14 protein-coding genes are annotated in these 13929 nt (G+C 62.1%); 9 read left to right on the top strand and 5 right to left on the bottom strand.

The window, feature by feature from the left end; all coding sequences use genetic code 11:
* Nucleotides 1-215: 215 nt before the first annotated feature.
* Nucleotides 216-1709, bottom strand: coding sequence for a CoA-acylating methylmalonate-semialdehyde dehydrogenase (locus QYE47_RS17140; RefSeq protein ID WP_003255276.1), 1494 nt, complete (start codon nucleotides 1707-1709; stop codon nucleotides 216-218).
* Nucleotides 1710-1778: 69 nt separating this feature from the next.
* The gene (locus QYE47_RS17135; RefSeq protein ID WP_014589574.1) at nucleotides 1779-3125 is read right to left on the bottom strand and encodes an aspartate aminotransferase family protein; all 1347 of its coding nucleotides are present in this window, start codon (nucleotides 3123-3125) and stop codon (nucleotides 1779-1781) included.
* 115 nt (nucleotides 3126-3240) lie between these two features.
* On the opposite strand from QYE47_RS17135, the gene QYE47_RS17130 reads away from it, so the two are divergent.
* The 5 genes from QYE47_RS17130 to QYE47_RS17110 all read left to right on the top strand — a co-directional run bounded on the left by QYE47_RS17130 (nucleotide 3241) and on the right by QYE47_RS17110 (nucleotide 7596).
* On the top strand, nucleotides 3241-4161 hold the full coding sequence (locus tag QYE47_RS17130; protein ID WP_026031902.1) for a LysR family transcriptional regulator: 921 nt from the start codon (nucleotides 3241-3243) through the stop codon (nucleotides 4159-4161).
* 90 nt (nucleotides 4162-4251) lie between these two features.
* The gene (locus tag QYE47_RS17125) at nucleotides 4252-4914 is read left to right on the top strand and encodes a TetR/AcrR family transcriptional regulator (protein WP_003255279.1); all 663 of its coding nucleotides are present in this window, start codon (nucleotides 4252-4254) and stop codon (nucleotides 4912-4914) included.
* 9 nt (nucleotides 4915-4923) lie between these two features.
* Nucleotides 4924-5508, top strand: a complete 585-nt coding sequence (locus QYE47_RS17120; RefSeq protein WP_019438056.1) for a YigZ family protein — start codon at nucleotides 4924-4926, stop codon at nucleotides 5506-5508.
* Between the two features lie 367 nt (nucleotides 5509-5875).
* Nucleotides 5876-6562, top strand: a complete 687-nt coding sequence (locus tag QYE47_RS17115; RefSeq protein WP_070383402.1) for an SDR family oxidoreductase — start codon at nucleotides 5876-5878, stop codon at nucleotides 6560-6562.
* Nucleotides 6563-6648: 86 nt separating this feature from the next.
* Nucleotides 6649-7596 carry an adenosine deaminase gene (locus QYE47_RS17110; protein WP_003255282.1) on the top strand — a complete coding sequence of 316 codons (948 nt, stop codon included), beginning with the start codon at nucleotides 6649-6651 and terminating at the stop codon, nucleotides 7594-7596.
* A gap of 20 nt (nucleotides 7597-7616) precedes the next feature.
* Here the strand turns inward: QYE47_RS17110 and QYE47_RS17105 are convergent, their stop codons facing one another.
* Complete coding sequence (locus QYE47_RS17105) at nucleotides 7617-8330, bottom strand: helix-turn-helix transcriptional regulator (RefSeq protein ID WP_019438054.1); 714 nt, start codon at nucleotides 8328-8330, stop codon at nucleotides 7617-7619.
* A gap of 489 nt (nucleotides 8331-8819) precedes the next feature.
* Between QYE47_RS17105 and QYE47_RS17100 the strand changes: the two genes are divergently transcribed.
* Complete coding sequence (locus tag QYE47_RS17100) at nucleotides 8820-9017, top strand: hypothetical protein (protein WP_076403763.1); 198 nt, start codon at nucleotides 8820-8822, stop codon at nucleotides 9015-9017.
* On the opposite strand, the gene QYE47_RS17095 is transcribed toward QYE47_RS17100, so the two are convergent.
* A complete protein-coding gene (locus tag QYE47_RS17095) occupies nucleotides 8968-10149 on the bottom strand; it encodes a multidrug effflux MFS transporter (protein WP_003255285.1) in 1182 nt (393 codons plus the stop codon). The genes QYE47_RS17100 and QYE47_RS17095 overlap by 50 nt on opposite strands.
* A gap of 107 nt (nucleotides 10150-10256) precedes the next feature.
* A complete protein-coding gene (locus tag QYE47_RS17090) occupies nucleotides 10257-10454 on the bottom strand; it encodes a heavy-metal-associated domain-containing protein (RefSeq protein WP_014589568.1) in 198 nt (65 codons plus the stop codon).
* 145 nt (nucleotides 10455-10599) lie between these two features.
* Here QYE47_RS17090 and QYE47_RS17085 point away from each other — a divergent pair, with 145 nt between their 5' ends.
* Genes QYE47_RS17085 through cueR form a run of 3 tightly spaced genes read left to right on the top strand, consistent with a single transcriptional unit; the run spans nucleotide 10600 to nucleotide 13845 of the window.
* Nucleotides 10600-10986 (top strand): hypothetical protein, encoded by a 387-nt coding sequence (locus QYE47_RS17085; RefSeq protein ID WP_003255287.1) that lies wholly within the window; start codon nucleotides 10600-10602, stop codon nucleotides 10984-10986.
* Between the two features lie 52 nt (nucleotides 10987-11038).
* A complete protein-coding gene (locus tag QYE47_RS17080; protein ID WP_070383401.1) occupies nucleotides 11039-13438 on the top strand; it encodes a heavy metal translocating P-type ATPase in 2400 nt (799 codons plus the stop codon).
* Nucleotides 13435-13845: a Cu(I)-responsive transcriptional regulator gene (gene cueR, locus QYE47_RS17075; RefSeq protein WP_014589565.1), complete on the top strand. Its 411-nt coding sequence runs from the start codon at nucleotides 13435-13437 to the stop codon at nucleotides 13843-13845. Before QYE47_RS17080 ends, cueR begins: the two co-directional genes overlap by 4 nt.
* The last annotated feature ends 84 nt before the right edge of the window (nucleotides 13846-13929 follow it).

The following is a 13929-nucleotide window of genomic DNA, read 5'->3' as shown; positions in this document are numbered from 1 at the left end:
GACTGGCCCGAAACAAACGTAGGAGCGGGTTTACCCGCGAAGCGCCGCGCGGGCGGCGCTCGATCTCACAGGCGCTGCAGGGGTTATGGCAGACACATCTCACCGCCAAAACCACCTCAAGACATACCCACCACACCTCCCCCTACAACAGCAAAAACCACCCCCCAAAAACAAAGCGGGGAGGCCTGACGGCCTCCCCGCTTCATCTACTTCCCTTACAGGCTAGGGAATGCGAACTGCGACGCTTCATGGCTGGCCCGCTGCGGCCAACGCTGGGTAATGGCCTTGCGACGGGTATAGAAACGCACACCATCCGGGCCATAGGCATGCAGGTCACCAAACAGCGAGCGCTTCCAGCCACCAAAGCTGTGGTAGGCCACCGGCACCGGCAGCGGTACGTTCACACCCACCATACCCACTTCGATCTCGTCGCAGAACAGACGGGCCGCTTCACCGTCACGGGTAAAGATGCAGGTGCCGTTGCCATACTCGTGATCGTTGATCAGCTGCATGGCCTGCTCCAGGCTATTCACCCGGACCACGCACAGCACCGGGCCAAAGATCTCCTCTTTATAGATGCGCATCTCCGGGGTCACCTTGTCGAACAGGGTGCCACCTACAAAGTAGCCATCTTCATTACCGGCCACACGGAAGCCACGCCCATCCACCACCAGCTTGGCGCCAGCAGCAACACCGTCATCGATGTAACCCACGACCTTGTCACGCGCTGCCGCAGTCACCAGTGGCCCCATGTCCAGGCCGCACGAGGTTCCGGCACCAATCTTCAGCGCCTTGATCTGTGGCTCGAGCTTGGCAATCAGGGCGTCGGCCACTTGGTCGCCCACGCACACGGCTACCGAAATGGCCATGCAACGCTCGCCACACGAACCGTAAGCCGCGCCCATCAGTGCACTGACTGCGTTGTCCAGGTCGGCATCCGGCATCAGCACTGCGTGGTTCTTCGCGCCCCCCAGGGCTTGTACACGTTTGCCACGCTTGGTGCCTTCGGCATAGATGTACTCGGCGATCGGGGTCGAGCCCACGAAGCTCAGTGCTTTGACTTCCGGCGCTTCGATCAACGCATCCACCGCTTCCTTGTCACCGTGCACGACGTTGAGAATGCCCTTCGGCAGGCCGGCTTCCAGCAGCAACTGGGCAATGTACAGGGTCGAGCTCGGGTCACGCTCGGAAGGCTTGAGGATGAATGCGTTGCCGCAGGCGATGGCCAGCGGGTACATCCACAGCGGCACCATGGCCGGGAAGTTGAATGGGGTGATACCGGCAACCACGCCCAGCGGCTGGAAGTCGGACCAGGCGTCGATGTTCGGACCGACGTTGCGGCTGTACTCGCCCTTCAGCACTTCTGGGGCCGCACACGCGAACTCGACGTTCTCGATACCACGCTTCAGTTCGCCGGCGGCGTCTTCCAGGGTCTTGCCGTGCTCTTCGCTGATCATCTGCGAAATCTTGGCTTCGTTCTGCTCCAGCAGTTGCTTGAAGCGGAACATCACCTGGGCGCGCTTGGCCGGAGGGGTGTTGCGCCAGGCCGGGAAGGCTGCCTTGGCCGAGTCGATCGCTTCCTGCACGGTTGCGCGGCTGGCCAGTTCGACCTTGCGAACGGCCTGCCCAGTGGACGGATTGAAGACATCGGCGGTGCGCTCACCCTTGGTAACCAGTTCGCCGTGAATCAGGTGCTGAACAATGCTCATGCAAAACTCCAGATAAACAAAGGAGAGCCAGGCGCACGCTACGGGCGCCTGGCATCAAAATCGGAAAGATCAGTCGATCAGGTTCAGGGTTTCGCCTACCGCATCGAACAGGCGGTCCAGTTCCTGCGGCTTGGTATTGAAGGTTGGGCCGAACTGCAGGGTGTCGCCACCAAAGCGAACATAGAAACCAGCTTTCCACAGCTTCATGGCCGCTTCGTATGGGCGAACGATGGCATCACCGTCACGGGCGGCGATCTGGATGGCGCCGGCCAGGCCGTAGTTACGGATATCGACGATATTCTTGGTGCCCTTCACGCCGTGCAGCAGCTTCTCGAAATGCGGCGCCAGTTCAGCCGCGGACTGCACCAGGTTTTCCTTCTGCAGCAGGTCCAGCGCGGCGAGACCGGCGGCACAGGCTACCGGGTGCGCCGAGTAGGTATAGCCGTGTGGGAATTCCACGGCGTATTCCGGGGTCGGCTGGTTCATGAAGGTCTGGTAGATCTCGCTGCTGGCAATCACTGCGCCCATCGGGATGGCGCCGTTGGTCACCTGCTTGGCGATGCACATCAGGTCCGGGGTAACGCCGAAGGCTTCCGAGCCGGTCATCGCGCCCATGCGGCCGAAGCCTGTGATCACTTCGTCGAAGATCAGCAGAATGTTGTGCTGGGTGCAGATTTCACGCAGACGCTTCAGGTAACCCTTCGGCGGCGGCAGCACGCCGGCCGAACCGGCCAGCGGCTCGACGATGACTGCTGCGATGTTGGAGGCATCGTGCAGCTCGATCAGCTTGAGCATTTCGTCAGCCAGCGCGATACCGCCCTCTTCCGGCATGCCTTTGGAGAAGGCGTTCACTGGCAACACGGTGTGAGGCAGGTGGTCGACGTCCAGCAGCTGACCAAACATCTTCCGGTTACCGTTGACGCCACCCAGGCTGGTACCGGCGATGTTCACGCCATGGTAACCACGGGCACGGCCGATGATCTTGGTCTTGGTTGCCTGGCCTTTCAGGCGCCAATAGGCACGCACCATCTTCAGTGCGGTATCGGCGCACTCGGAACCGGAGTTGGTATAGAAGACGTGATTCAGATTGCCCGGCACCAGCTCGGCGATCTTTTCCGCCAGCTGGAACGACAGCGGGTGGCCGAACTGGAACGCTGGGGAGTAGTCCAGCGTACTCAGTTGGCGGGTTACCGCGTCAGCGATTTCCTTGCGAGTGTGCCCTGCGCCACAGGTCCACAGGCCAGACAGGGCATCGAAGATCTTGCGCCCGTGGTCATCGACCAGGTAGTTGCCTTCGGCCGCCACGATCAGGCGTGGGTCGCGCTGGAAGTTGCGGTTGGCGGTGTAGGGCATCCAGTGGGCGTCCAGCTTGAGCTGGCTGGCGATACCCGCGGGGGCGGTTTCGGGCATGTTCATCGGCGGTTCCTCGGAAGACGATTAGGCAACGATGGATGTTGTTGCAGCTAAATTGGCACGGCGATAGAGTCTGAAAAAGCCTACATTTCTAACCTTCAGGCAGGCCGAGACTAAACTGATGAGCCGAAGACCCGATCCACTCGCCCAAGTCAGCGATTTCGACATCCGCCTGCTGAAGATCTATCGCAGCGTCGTCGAGTGCGGTGGCTTCTCCGCTGCCGAAAACGTACTGGGCATTGGTCGCTCGGCCATTAGCCAGCAGATGAACGACCTTGAACAACGCCTCGGCCTGCGCCTGTGTCAGCGCGGTCGCGCTGGTTTCTCGCTGACGGAGGAAGGCCGTGAGGTCTACCATTCAGCCCTGCAACTGCTCAGTGCGCTGGAAAGCTTCCGCACCGAGGTCAACGGCCTGCACCAGCATTTGCGCGGCGAGCTGAACATCGGCCTGACCGACAACCTGGTGACGTTGCCACACATGCGTATCACCCACGCCCTGGCGGAACTCAAGGATCGGGGCCCTGATGTGCGCATCCAGATCCGCATGATCGCCCCCAGCCAGGTCGAGCACGGCGTGCTCGACGGCAGCCTGCACGTTGGCGTCGTACCACAGACCAGCCCCCTATCGGGGCTTGAGTACCAACCGTTGTACAGCGAACGCTCGCTGCTGTACTGCGCGGTTGGCCATCCGCTGTTCTACGCCGACGACCAGCAGATAGACGACGAGCGCCTCAACAGCCAGGAAGCCATCACCCCCACCTTCCGCCTGCCGACCGACATCCAGGCGCACTACCAGGCACTGAATTGCACAGCCAGTGCTTCTGACCGCGAGGGCATGGCGTTTCTCATCCTTACCGGGCGCTATATCGGCTACCTGCCCGACCACTACGCCATGTTCTGGGTGCAGCAAGGCCGTTTGCGTGCGCTCAAGCCCAAGGAGCGTTTTTATGACCTGAGCCTGAGCTGGGTTACCCGCAAGGGCCGACGTCCCAACCTGGTGTTGGAAAGCTTTCTCGAAAGCCTGGCTGCGACACGTTGATGCCAGTCTGTGCCGCAAACGCTTGTCACTTCGGCACAGGCAGGTAATCTTGTCCCACAGCCGCAGCCACTGCCCCGTACGGAATCGTCCATGACCCTAGAAGTCCCTGCGCATCGCCTCTCCGCCTCGGGCAAGCCCGCGGGCCGTATCCGCCAGAAGAACGAACAGGCCATTATCCAGGCCGCCGAAGATGAATTCGCCCGCCATGGTTTCAAGGGCACCAGCATGAACACTATCGCCCTCAAGGCGGGGTTGCCCAAGGCTAACCTGCATTACTACTTCACCAACAAGCTGGGCCTGTACATCGCCGTGCTCAGCAACATCATCGAGTTGTGGGACAGCACCTTCAACGCCTTGAGCGTCGATGACGACCCCGGTGAAGCTCTGAGCCAGTACATCCGCACCAAGATGGAGTTCTCCCGGCGCAACCCGCAAGCTTCGCGCATTTTCGCCATGGAAGTGATCAGCGGTGGCACCTGCCTGACCGAATACTTCAGTGCCGATTACCGCGAATGGTTCCGCGGCCGTGCTGCGGTATTCCAAGCCTGGATCGAAGCAGGCAAGATGGACCCGGTCGACCCCGTACACCTGATCTTCCTGCTCTGGGGCAGCACCCAGCACTACGCTGACTTCGCCACCCAGATTTGCCAGGTGACTGGCCGCAGCCGCCTGACCAAGCAGGACATGGAAGACGCGAGCAACAACCTTATCCACATCATTCTGAAGGGCTGCGGCATCAAGCCGGCTGCCTGACCGTTCTTTATGCCTTCTACCCTGCTCGACCTCTGCGAATACCGCGAGGAAATCCGCAAAAGCCGCTTCATCACCCTCGCCGGGCCGATCAGCAGCGCCGCCGAAGCGATGAGTTTCATCGAACGTCACAGCGATCTGGCCGCTACCCACAACTGCTGGGCCTGGAAACTCGGCGCGCAGTATCGCAGCAGTGACGACGGCGAACCCGGCGGCACCGCAGGGCGGCCGATCCTGGCGGCCATCGAGGCGCAGGACTGCGACCAGGTGGTGGTGCTGGTTATCCGTTGGTACGGCGGCATCCAGCTGGGTACCGGCGGCCTGGCCAGGGCCTATGGCGGCGGCGCCAACAAGTGCCTGCAACAGGCGCCCAAACGCCTACTGGTGCAGCGCAGCAAGTTCAGCTGCAGCTGCAGTTTCAGCGAGCTGGCGCTGGTGAAGCTGCGTCTGGCCGAGGTTGACGGCCTGGTCCTGGATGAACAGTTCACCGCCAATGGTGTGGACTTGGTGATTGCCCTCGGTGACGCCCACCTGGCGCCATTGCAACAGCAATTGGCGGACCTGAGCCGCGGGCGTATTTTGCTCGAAGCACACTGAACATTGCCCACAACAACTGTGGGCCCGCCTGTGGATAAGCTTGGGGCACTCTCTTGCAGGCTAGTGATTTCGAGGCCCCCAGAGCTTTGATCATATTTTGATCACTATTTGATGACAGTCGTAAACTGCTGAAAGTGCGCGACTTATCCCCAGCGAACCGCCCATCCAAGCCGCCCCCCCTTGCTCACCTTGCACACAATAACTGTGGACCAGCTTGTGGATAACCCGTGTGCCAACAGACGAAGCGCCCGGCCCCACAAGGCCCAGACAAAACTGAACATTTTTTAACCAGATGCAAACCAGGCATGCGTATCCGCCATGACGTATGCTCAATTCCTTTCTCCTACACCGATAAAGGAATGTTCCTATGGCTAATTCAAGAACTGCCCTCATCATCGGCGCCTCGCGCGGGCTTGGCCTGGGCCTGGTACAACGCCTGCACGAAGACGGCTGGCACATCACTGCCACCGTCCGTGACCCGCAGCAGCCAGGCGCCCTGGCGAACGTGCCCGGTGTGCACATCGAGCAGCTGGAAATGAACGACACCGTCCAGCTCGATGACCTGAAGCAACGCCTGCAAGGCCAGGTGTTCGACCTGATATTCGTCAACGCCGGGGTTATGGGCCCCCTGCCGCAAGACCTGGAGGCGGTACGCAACAACGACATTGGCGATCTGTTCATGACTAACGCCGTGGCGCCGATACGCGTGGCTCGCCGCCTGGTGGGTCAAATACGCGAAGGCAGCGGTGTGCTGGCCTTCATGAGCTCGATCCTGGGAAGCGTCACCATACCCGACGGGGGCGAGATCTGCCTGTACAAGGCCAGCAAGGCGGCACTGAACTCGATGATCAACAGCTTCTTCGTTGAGCAGCAGCGCCCGGACCTGTGCGTGCTGGCCATGCACCCGGGCTGGGTGAAAACTGACATGGGCGGCGAGAACGCCGATATCGATGTGCTCACCAGCACCCGCGGCATGATCGAACAGATCAAGGCCCAAAGCGGCAAGGGCGGCCTGCGTTTCATCAACTACAAGGGCGAACCCTTGGTCTGGTGATTCACCAGGTCGCAGCCCGGCTGGGCGCATTGCCCGGCCGGCCCCTGTAGAATGGCCGCAACCGTACCTGATTGAGATGAACCACTATGTATGACTGGTTGAACGCCCTGCCCAAGGCCGAATTGCACCTGCACCTGGAAGGCTCACTGGAGCCCGAGTTGCTGTTCGCCCTGGCCGAGCGCAACAAGATCGCCCTGCCCTGGGCCGATGTGGAGACCTTGCGCGGTGCCTATGCCTTCAACAACCTGCAGGAGTTCCTCGACCTGTATTACCAGGGTGCAGATGTGCTGCGCACCGAGCAGGACTTCTACGATCTGACCTGGGCCTACCTGCAACGCTGCAAGGCCCAGAACGTGATCCACACCGAACCCTTCTTCGACCCGCAGACCCACACCGACCGCGGCATTGCCTTCGAAGTGGTGCTCAACGGCATCAGCCAGGCGCTCAAGGATGGCCGCGAGCAACTGGGCATCAGCAGCGGCCTGATCCTCAGCTTCCTGCGCCACCTCAGCGAGGATGAAGCGCACAAGACCCTCGATCAGGCCTTGCCGTTCCGCGATGCGTTCATTGCCGTAGGCCTGGACAGCTCGGAGATGGGCCACCCACCCAGCAAGTTCCAGCGTGTGTTCGACCGCGCCCGTAGCGAAGGCTTCGTCGCCGTTGCCCATGCTGGCGAAGAAGGCCCGCCTGAGTACATCTGGGAAGCCCTCGACCTGCTGAAGATCAAACGTATCGACCATGGCGTGCGCGCCATCGAGGACGAGCGCCTGATGCAGCGCATCATCGACGAGCAGATCCCGCTCACGGTGTGCCCGCTGTCCAACACCAAGCTCTGCGTGTTCGACCACATGAGCCAACACAACATCCTCGACATGCTCGAGCGTGGTGTGAAAGTCACGGTCAACTCGGACGACCCGGCCTACTTCGGTGGCTACGTCACGGAGAACTTCCATGCCCTGCACACCCACTTGGGCATGACCGAAGACCAGGCACGTCGCCTGGCGCAGAACAGCCTGGACGCACGGCTGGTTTGAGTAGCATGACGACGTTGCGCTCAACCGACCTGCAACGTCGCCACGCGGGCTATGCGATTGATCTGCTGGATACCCAGCGCCGAAATATGCAAAGCCCGCGAGTCCTCCAACTCGCGCATCCAGCCAGATTGAAGGAACAACCTGAACAAGGCCTGGCCCAGTACGCCCCCCAGATGCGGGCCCTGGTCATTCCATTCGGTGCAGCGGCAGATCACGCAACCTCGTTGCTGGTGTGGCGCCAGGGCATCGATGTACACCCCGACCAAGGCCAACTGCGCCCGCCCCTCGTCACTGACCCTCAAGTGCCGTCCGCTGCCTTCCAACCAGCCAGCCACCACCATGCGATGGTACAACTCACTGGCCAACTCCCCTCCCAGGTGATCGCCACAACGGCGCGCCCGGCGCATTGACAGGGGCAGCGACGATACCGGCGCTTCGGCACGCTCTCCCCTGGCGCTTTCCAGCTGTACGCTGGCCAAGGCCTCTACCGCTGCTCCGACCTGCGGGGTAGCCAAGCAGAAGTAACGTTTGCGGCCCCTGGCTTCATGCCTGAGCAAACCGGCCGACGACAGCAGCGAAAGGTGTGCGCAGGCTGACGATGAAGTCAGGCCAGTCATTATCGCGAGCTCATTGGCCAACCGTGGTGTGCCATCGATCAATGCCCATAACATGGCACTGCGCTTGGGGTCGGCCATCAGGCTGGCAATTTGGCTGATACTGCTGGCTGCGTTCATGTCCTTGTAACTCCCTGCAAGTTCACGGTGGGGATGCGATGGCCAACCCTGCCAGGGAAGCGCCTCTCGCTGGCACTGGCCTGGCTCGCCAGTATAAGCCGCAGAAAAACGCCGGTCAGACGACCAGGAGCCGTCGTACTCATGACGAAAAACCACTGGGTATGCCTACCCATGGCAAGCAACGAAGCGGCTTCGAAAACGCCCCGGAACCAAGTCAACCAAGGCACCGGTACGCCCACACCAACGAGCTGAAACATCTTGATGAAAACAAACTTGCAGCCATTTCAGATGTGGCCCACAGCAACCTTCCACAAATAGCGCGAAACAAAGCGAAGGTTCTGCGGGTTTGCAGGCATTGCGCCCAAAGTAGGAAACACCGCCAGGAGAATGCACACACTTACCGTCAGTCAGGACGCTGAAGCCGTGTCATGGCAGGCCGGCGGGCCAGCGCTACACTTGAGCGGCTCCCCTTCCTGGAGGTATGCCGCGATGAAAATTATCGTAAGTGCGTCGAGCCGAAACCCCGCCTGCCCCTGGCAAGTCCAGCTCGATCAGCATGTGGTCAGTTTCCGCAGCGAAGCTGAGGCGCGCGCCTTCGTCGCCACGCTGGAAACCAGGCTGCAGGCACCTCACCCCCTCATGCGGGAGCCTTGGCCTGCAGACGTCGGGTCAACAGCGCGACACTGACCACCAGCGCCCCGCACAGGCTGATCACGATTGCCATTGGCACCGCACTGCCGTCATGCAGCAGCCCGACCAGCGCCGCAGCACCCGCAGCTACGCTGAACTGCACACAGCCCATCAGTGCCGAGGCGCTGCCGGCACGCGCGCCCTGTCCACTCATGGCGCAGGCCGAAGCATTGGGAATGATGCAACCAAGGCTGGCGATACAGATGAACAGCGGCACCAGTAGCGGCCACAGTTGCGCAGGGCGCAACGCCGCCACGCCCAGCAGCACCAGGCCCGCAACCAGATACAGCCATACCGCACGGCCCAGCAGGAAGGCCGGCCCGCGTTTGGCCAGAAGGCGGGCGTTCACCTGCGCCACCAGAATAAAACCTGCGGCGTTGGTGCCGAACAGCCAGCCGTAGTGCTCAGCGGGCACGCCATACAGTTTGATGAACACGAAAGGTGAACCGGCGATATAGGCAAACATGCCGGCAATGGCGATACCGCCGGTCAGGGCATGGCCGAGAAAAACCCGGTCAGCCAGCAGCCGCAGGTACTGGCGCAAGGCGCCAGATAGCGGCTGGCGGGGTATATGCTCAGGCAGGCTTTCCGGCAGGCCCAGGCTTACTGCCAGCAGGCAGCCGGCGCTGAACAGGCTCAGAGCAAGGAAGATCGACTGCCAGCCGGCCAGGTTCACCAGCACCCCACCCAGCATCGGTGCCAGGATCGGCGCCAAGCCCATGACCAGCATCAGCTGCGAAAACACTTTGGCTGAAGCTACCGGGTCGCACTTGTCGCTGACGATGGCCCGCGAAAGCACCATGCCGGCACAACCACCCAGTGCCTGGATGAAACGCGCCACCACCAAGGTGTCGAGGTTGGGGGCGTAGGCACAGGCCAGTGATGCCAAGGTGAACAGCGTAACGCCGAACATCAGCGGTTTGCGTCGGCCAAAGCGGTCGGCAACCGGCCCATAGGCCAACTGCCCGATAGACAGGCCCAGGAAGTAGGCGGCCAACGTGGCCTGGACGTGTTTTTCATCGGTGGCGAACGCTTGCGCCATGGCCGGGAAGGCTGGCAGGTAAAAGTCGATCGCCAAGGGCCCGAACGCACTGAGTGCGCCCAGGATGAGCACCATTCGCAGGTTCATCAGGAATCCATAGCAGGCTAAGCAAGTGGCTGATTCTACCTGCTGTGGACCCTGTCAATGTGAAAACATTTGCAACACTGTTACCCCCGGTGGGAGCAATCAGGTCTTCAGGCGAGTTCGGCCTGATACCCCTCATCGCGAATCGCAGTGAGAATCTGCTCCTGCGCCAACTCGCTCTGCACACGCACCTGTTTGCCTGCCAGATCAACTTCCACCCTGGCTGCCGCATCCTGCTCCTGCACCGCCCGGGTCACGGCTTTCACGCAATGGCCGCAGGTCATGCCTTGTACATTGAACACTTGCATGGGGGTTACCTCCTTCAGGTTTTTCACAAGTCTCAAGCTTGCCATCAGGGTAAGGTCAAGCACCGCCTGCAAAACCCGGGGTGGAAATCAGCGCCCGCGTCGGCCAAGCTGCGCTTTTGACGATCAGGCAAGCAGGAGATTTTTCATGTTCAGGGCAGCATTGGGCGTCGTCGGGCTCTTGGGCGCACTGGCTGTGGTGCCACCGGCTTTCGCCGAGGGCAACTCGGCCTACAGCGTACTGATCATTTCCCGGGAGCGCCTGGAAGTGGCCACCAGTTGCGAAATCGGCGTGTACCTCAACGACCAGCTTTCCGGGCGCGTTTTCCAGGAGCAGTCCACCTCGTTCAACCTGCCGCCTGGCCCGGTGGATGTGCGCCTGCGCCTGCTGCCTGGGCAAATGCCGGGTTGCGCTGCAGGTATAGAGGACCAGCGCAGCACGCGTTTGAATCTGCAGGCGGGCCAGATCAACAAATACCGCATCGCCATGGGGCAATATGGGCTGGAGTTGAAACGAGCCGACCTGGGCTATTGACCTTGCCTGCGTGGCAAGGTTGATGCTGGAGGCCTGTCCAAGGAGGAGAGCCATGCCCGCATCCACCACATACGACCTGCCGATCTCCGGCATGACCTGCGCCAGCTGTGCTGGCCGGGTCGAGCGCGCTCTGCGCAAGGTCACAGGCGCTGAACAGGTCAGCGTAAACCTTACCACTGAAAAAGCTCGGGTTCTGGCCCCGCCTGCCAGCCTGCCAGCCTTGGTCGAAGCCGTGCGCGAGGCCGGTTATGGGGTACCAACCCGCACCCTCGAACTGCAGATAGGCGGCATGACCTGCGCCAGTTGCGTCGGCCGAGTAGAGCGCGCCCTGGGCAAATTGGCCGGGGTCGAGCGTGTCAGCGTCAACTTGGCCAGCGAACGCGCGCACCTCGAAGTGCTTGCGGCCCTTGATGACAATCTGCTGATCGACGCTGTGCAAAAGGCAGGCTACAGCGCCAGCCTGCCGCAATCGACCAAGGACGACCAAAGCACTATCCAGCGCCGCCTGCGCAACGAGCGCCTGGCAGTCGGTGCAGCCTTGCTGTTGGCCCTGCCGCTGGTATTACCCATGCTGGTACAACCGTTCGGCTTGCACTGGATGCTACCCGCCTGGGCGCAGTTCCTGCTGGCCACACCCGTACAGTTCATTCTCGGTGCCCGCTTCTACATTGCAGCCTGGAAGGCTGTGCGCGCCGGCGCCGGCAACATGGACCTGCTGGTGGCCTTGGGCACCAGCGCTGGTTATGGCCTGAGCCTGTACCAATGGGCACAGGCTCCTGCCGGCATGGCCCCGCACCTGTACTTCGAAGCCTCAGCCGTGGTGATTGCCCTGGTATTGCTGGGCAAGTACCTGGAAAGCCGCGCCAAACGCCAGACCGCCAGTGCCATCCGAGCCCTAGAAGCCCTGCGCCCGGAACGCGCCCTGCGCGTGGTCGACGGCGTGGAAGAGGACGTGGCCATCGCCCAGTTGCGCTTGGGCGACCTGGTACTGGTCAAGCCCGGCGAACGCTTCCCGGTCGACGGCGTGGTCGAAGACGGCAGCAGCCATGCCGATGAGGCCCTGATCAGCGGCGAGAGCCTGCCAGTGCCCAAACAACCCGGCGACAGCGTCACCGGTGGCGCCATCAATGGTGAAGGCCGGCTGCTGGTGCGTACCCAGGCGCTGGGCACCGAGACCGTGCTGGCGCGCATCATCCGCCTGGTGGAAGACGCCCAGGCCGCCAAAGCGCCGATCCAGAAGCTGGTCGACCGTGTCAGCCAGGTGTTCGTCCCGGCCGTGCTGTTACTGGCCCTGATCACCTTGATCGGCTGGTGGCTGGCTGGGGTACCGCTGGAAACCGCGCTGATCAACGCCGTCGCCGTGCTGGTCATCGCCTGCCCCTGCGCCCTCGGCCTGGCCACGCCCGCCGCGATCATGGCCGGTACTGGGGTCGCCGCCCGCCACGGCATCCTGATCAAGGATGCCGAAGCTCTGGAGCGTGCTCATGCGGTCAACCGCGTAGTGTTCGACAAAACCGGCACCCTCACCTCCGGCAGCCCGCGGGTGGTTCACAGCCAGGCGCTGGACGGCAACAGCGCCAACCTGCACCGCCTGGCCGGCGCCCTGCAGCGTGGGAGTGAACACCCGCTGGCCAAGGCGGTGCTGGTGGCCTGTGCAGAGCAAGGGCTGGACGTGCCAAGCGTTGCGGACAGCCAGTCGCTGACCGGGCGCGGCATTGCCGGTCGCGTTGAAGGCCGTGAACTGGCGCTGGGCAACCGCCGACTGCTTGACGAAAGCGGTCTGCAACCCGGCGAGTTGGCCGCCCAGGCCCAGGCCTGGGAAGCTGAAGGGCGCACACTGTCGTGGCTGATCGAGCGCAGCGCGCAACCGAGAGTGGTGGGCCTGTTCGCCTTTGGTGACAGCCTCAAGCCTGGCGCCGCGCAGGCCATCGAAACCCTGCACGCCCAACACATCAGCAGCCACCTGCTGACCGGTGACAACCGTGGCAGCGCCAAAGTGGTTGCCGAGGCACTGGGTATAGACGATGTGCACGCCGAAGTGCTACCGGCCGACAAGGCCGCGACCGTGGCCGCGCTCAAGCAGGATGGGGTGGTCGCCATGGTTGGCGATGGCATCAACGATGCCCCGGCGTTGGCCGCGGCCGACATCGGCATTGCCATGGGTGGCGGTACCGACGTGGCCATGCAGGCCGCCGGCATCACCCTGATGCGTGGCGACCCGCGCCTGGTGCCCGCCGCGCTGGAAATCAGCCGCAAGACCTACGCGAAGATCCGCCAGAACCTGTTCTGGGCCTTCATCTACAACCTGATCGGCATTCCGCTCGCCGCGCTGGGTTACCTCAACCCGGTACTGGCAGGTGCCGCCATGGCCCTGTCCAGTGTCAGCGTCGTCAGCAATGCACTGTGGCTTAAAACGTGGAAACCCACCAGCAGCACCCAGGAGGCGCCATGAATATCGGCCAGGCCGCCCGCCGCAGCGGGCTCAGCACCAAGATGATCCGTTACTACGAATCCATCGGCCTGCTCAAACCCGCCACTCGCAGCGACAGCGGCTACCGCCTGTACCAGGCGCAAGACTTGCACAACCTGGCCTTCATCAAACGCTCCCGCGACCTGGGCTTTTCCCTCGAAGAGGTCGGCAAGTTGCTGACCTTGTGGCAGGACCGCCAACGTGCCAGCGCCGATGTGAAGGCGCTGGCCATGCACCACATCGATGAACTGAACCGGCGCATCGAGGAGCTGGTGAGCCTGCGCGACACCCTCGGCGAGCTGGTTTCGCACTGCCAGGGTGACGACCGCCCGGACTGCCCGATCCTCAAAGACCTGGCCAATGGCGCTGGGGGCAGCTGCTGTCACTGAGCTGCCACACGCCTTTGGCATGCCATAAATGTCCAAACACGACCGAATAGTCACCAACCACGACTTTATCCAATAAATACGGGC

The organism is Pseudomonas sp. 2,4-D (genome assembly GCF_030418155.1).
GTDB lineage: Bacteria > Pseudomonadota > Gammaproteobacteria > Pseudomonadales > Pseudomonadaceae > Aquipseudomonas > Aquipseudomonas alloputida.
The sequence above is the reverse complement of the archived record's forward strand: the minus strand, read 5'-3'. Positions and strand labels throughout refer to the sequence as shown.

Excerpts from the sequence above, each read along its gene's own strand:
- QYE47_RS17105 (WP_019438054.1), bottom strand. The coding sequence starts at position 8,330 with ATGAACGCAGCCAGCAGTATCAGCCAAATTGCCAGCCTGATGGCCGAC.
- QYE47_RS17140 (WP_003255276.1), bottom strand. The coding sequence starts at position 1,709 with ATGAGCATTGTTCAGCACCTGATTCACGGCGAACTGGTTACCAAGGGT.
- QYE47_RS17135 (WP_014589574.1), bottom strand. The coding sequence starts at position 3,125 with ATGAACATGCCCGAAACCGCCCCCGCGGGTATCGCCAGCCAGCTCAAG.
- QYE47_RS17110 (WP_003255282.1), top strand. The coding sequence starts at position 6,649 with ATGTATGACTGGTTGAACGCCCTGCCCAAGGCCGAATTGCACCTGCAC.
- QYE47_RS17095 (WP_003255285.1), bottom strand. The coding sequence starts at position 10,149 with ATGAACCTGCGAATGGTGCTCATCCTGGGCGCACTCAGTGCGTTCGGG.
- QYE47_RS17115 (WP_070383402.1), top strand. The coding sequence starts at position 5,876 with ATGGCTAATTCAAGAACTGCCCTCATCATCGGCGCCTCGCGCGGGCTT.
- QYE47_RS17125 (WP_003255279.1), top strand. The coding sequence starts at position 4,252 with ATGACCCTAGAAGTCCCTGCGCATCGCCTCTCCGCCTCGGGCAAGCCC.
- cueR (WP_014589565.1), top strand. The coding sequence starts at position 13,435 with ATGAATATCGGCCAGGCCGCCCGCCGCAGCGGGCTCAGCACCAAGATG.
- QYE47_RS17120 (WP_019438056.1), top strand. The coding sequence starts at position 4,924 with ATGCCTTCTACCCTGCTCGACCTCTGCGAATACCGCGAGGAAATCCGC.
- QYE47_RS17100 (WP_076403763.1), top strand. The coding sequence starts at position 8,820 with ATGAAAATTATCGTAAGTGCGTCGAGCCGAAACCCCGCCTGCCCCTGG.
- QYE47_RS17085 (WP_003255287.1), top strand. The coding sequence starts at position 10,600 with ATGTTCAGGGCAGCATTGGGCGTCGTCGGGCTCTTGGGCGCACTGGCT.
- QYE47_RS17090 (WP_014589568.1), bottom strand. The coding sequence starts at position 10,454 with ATGCAAGTGTTCAATGTACAAGGCATGACCTGCGGCCATTGCGTGAAA.
- QYE47_RS17080 (WP_070383401.1), top strand. The coding sequence starts at position 11,039 with ATGCCCGCATCCACCACATACGACCTGCCGATCTCCGGCATGACCTGC.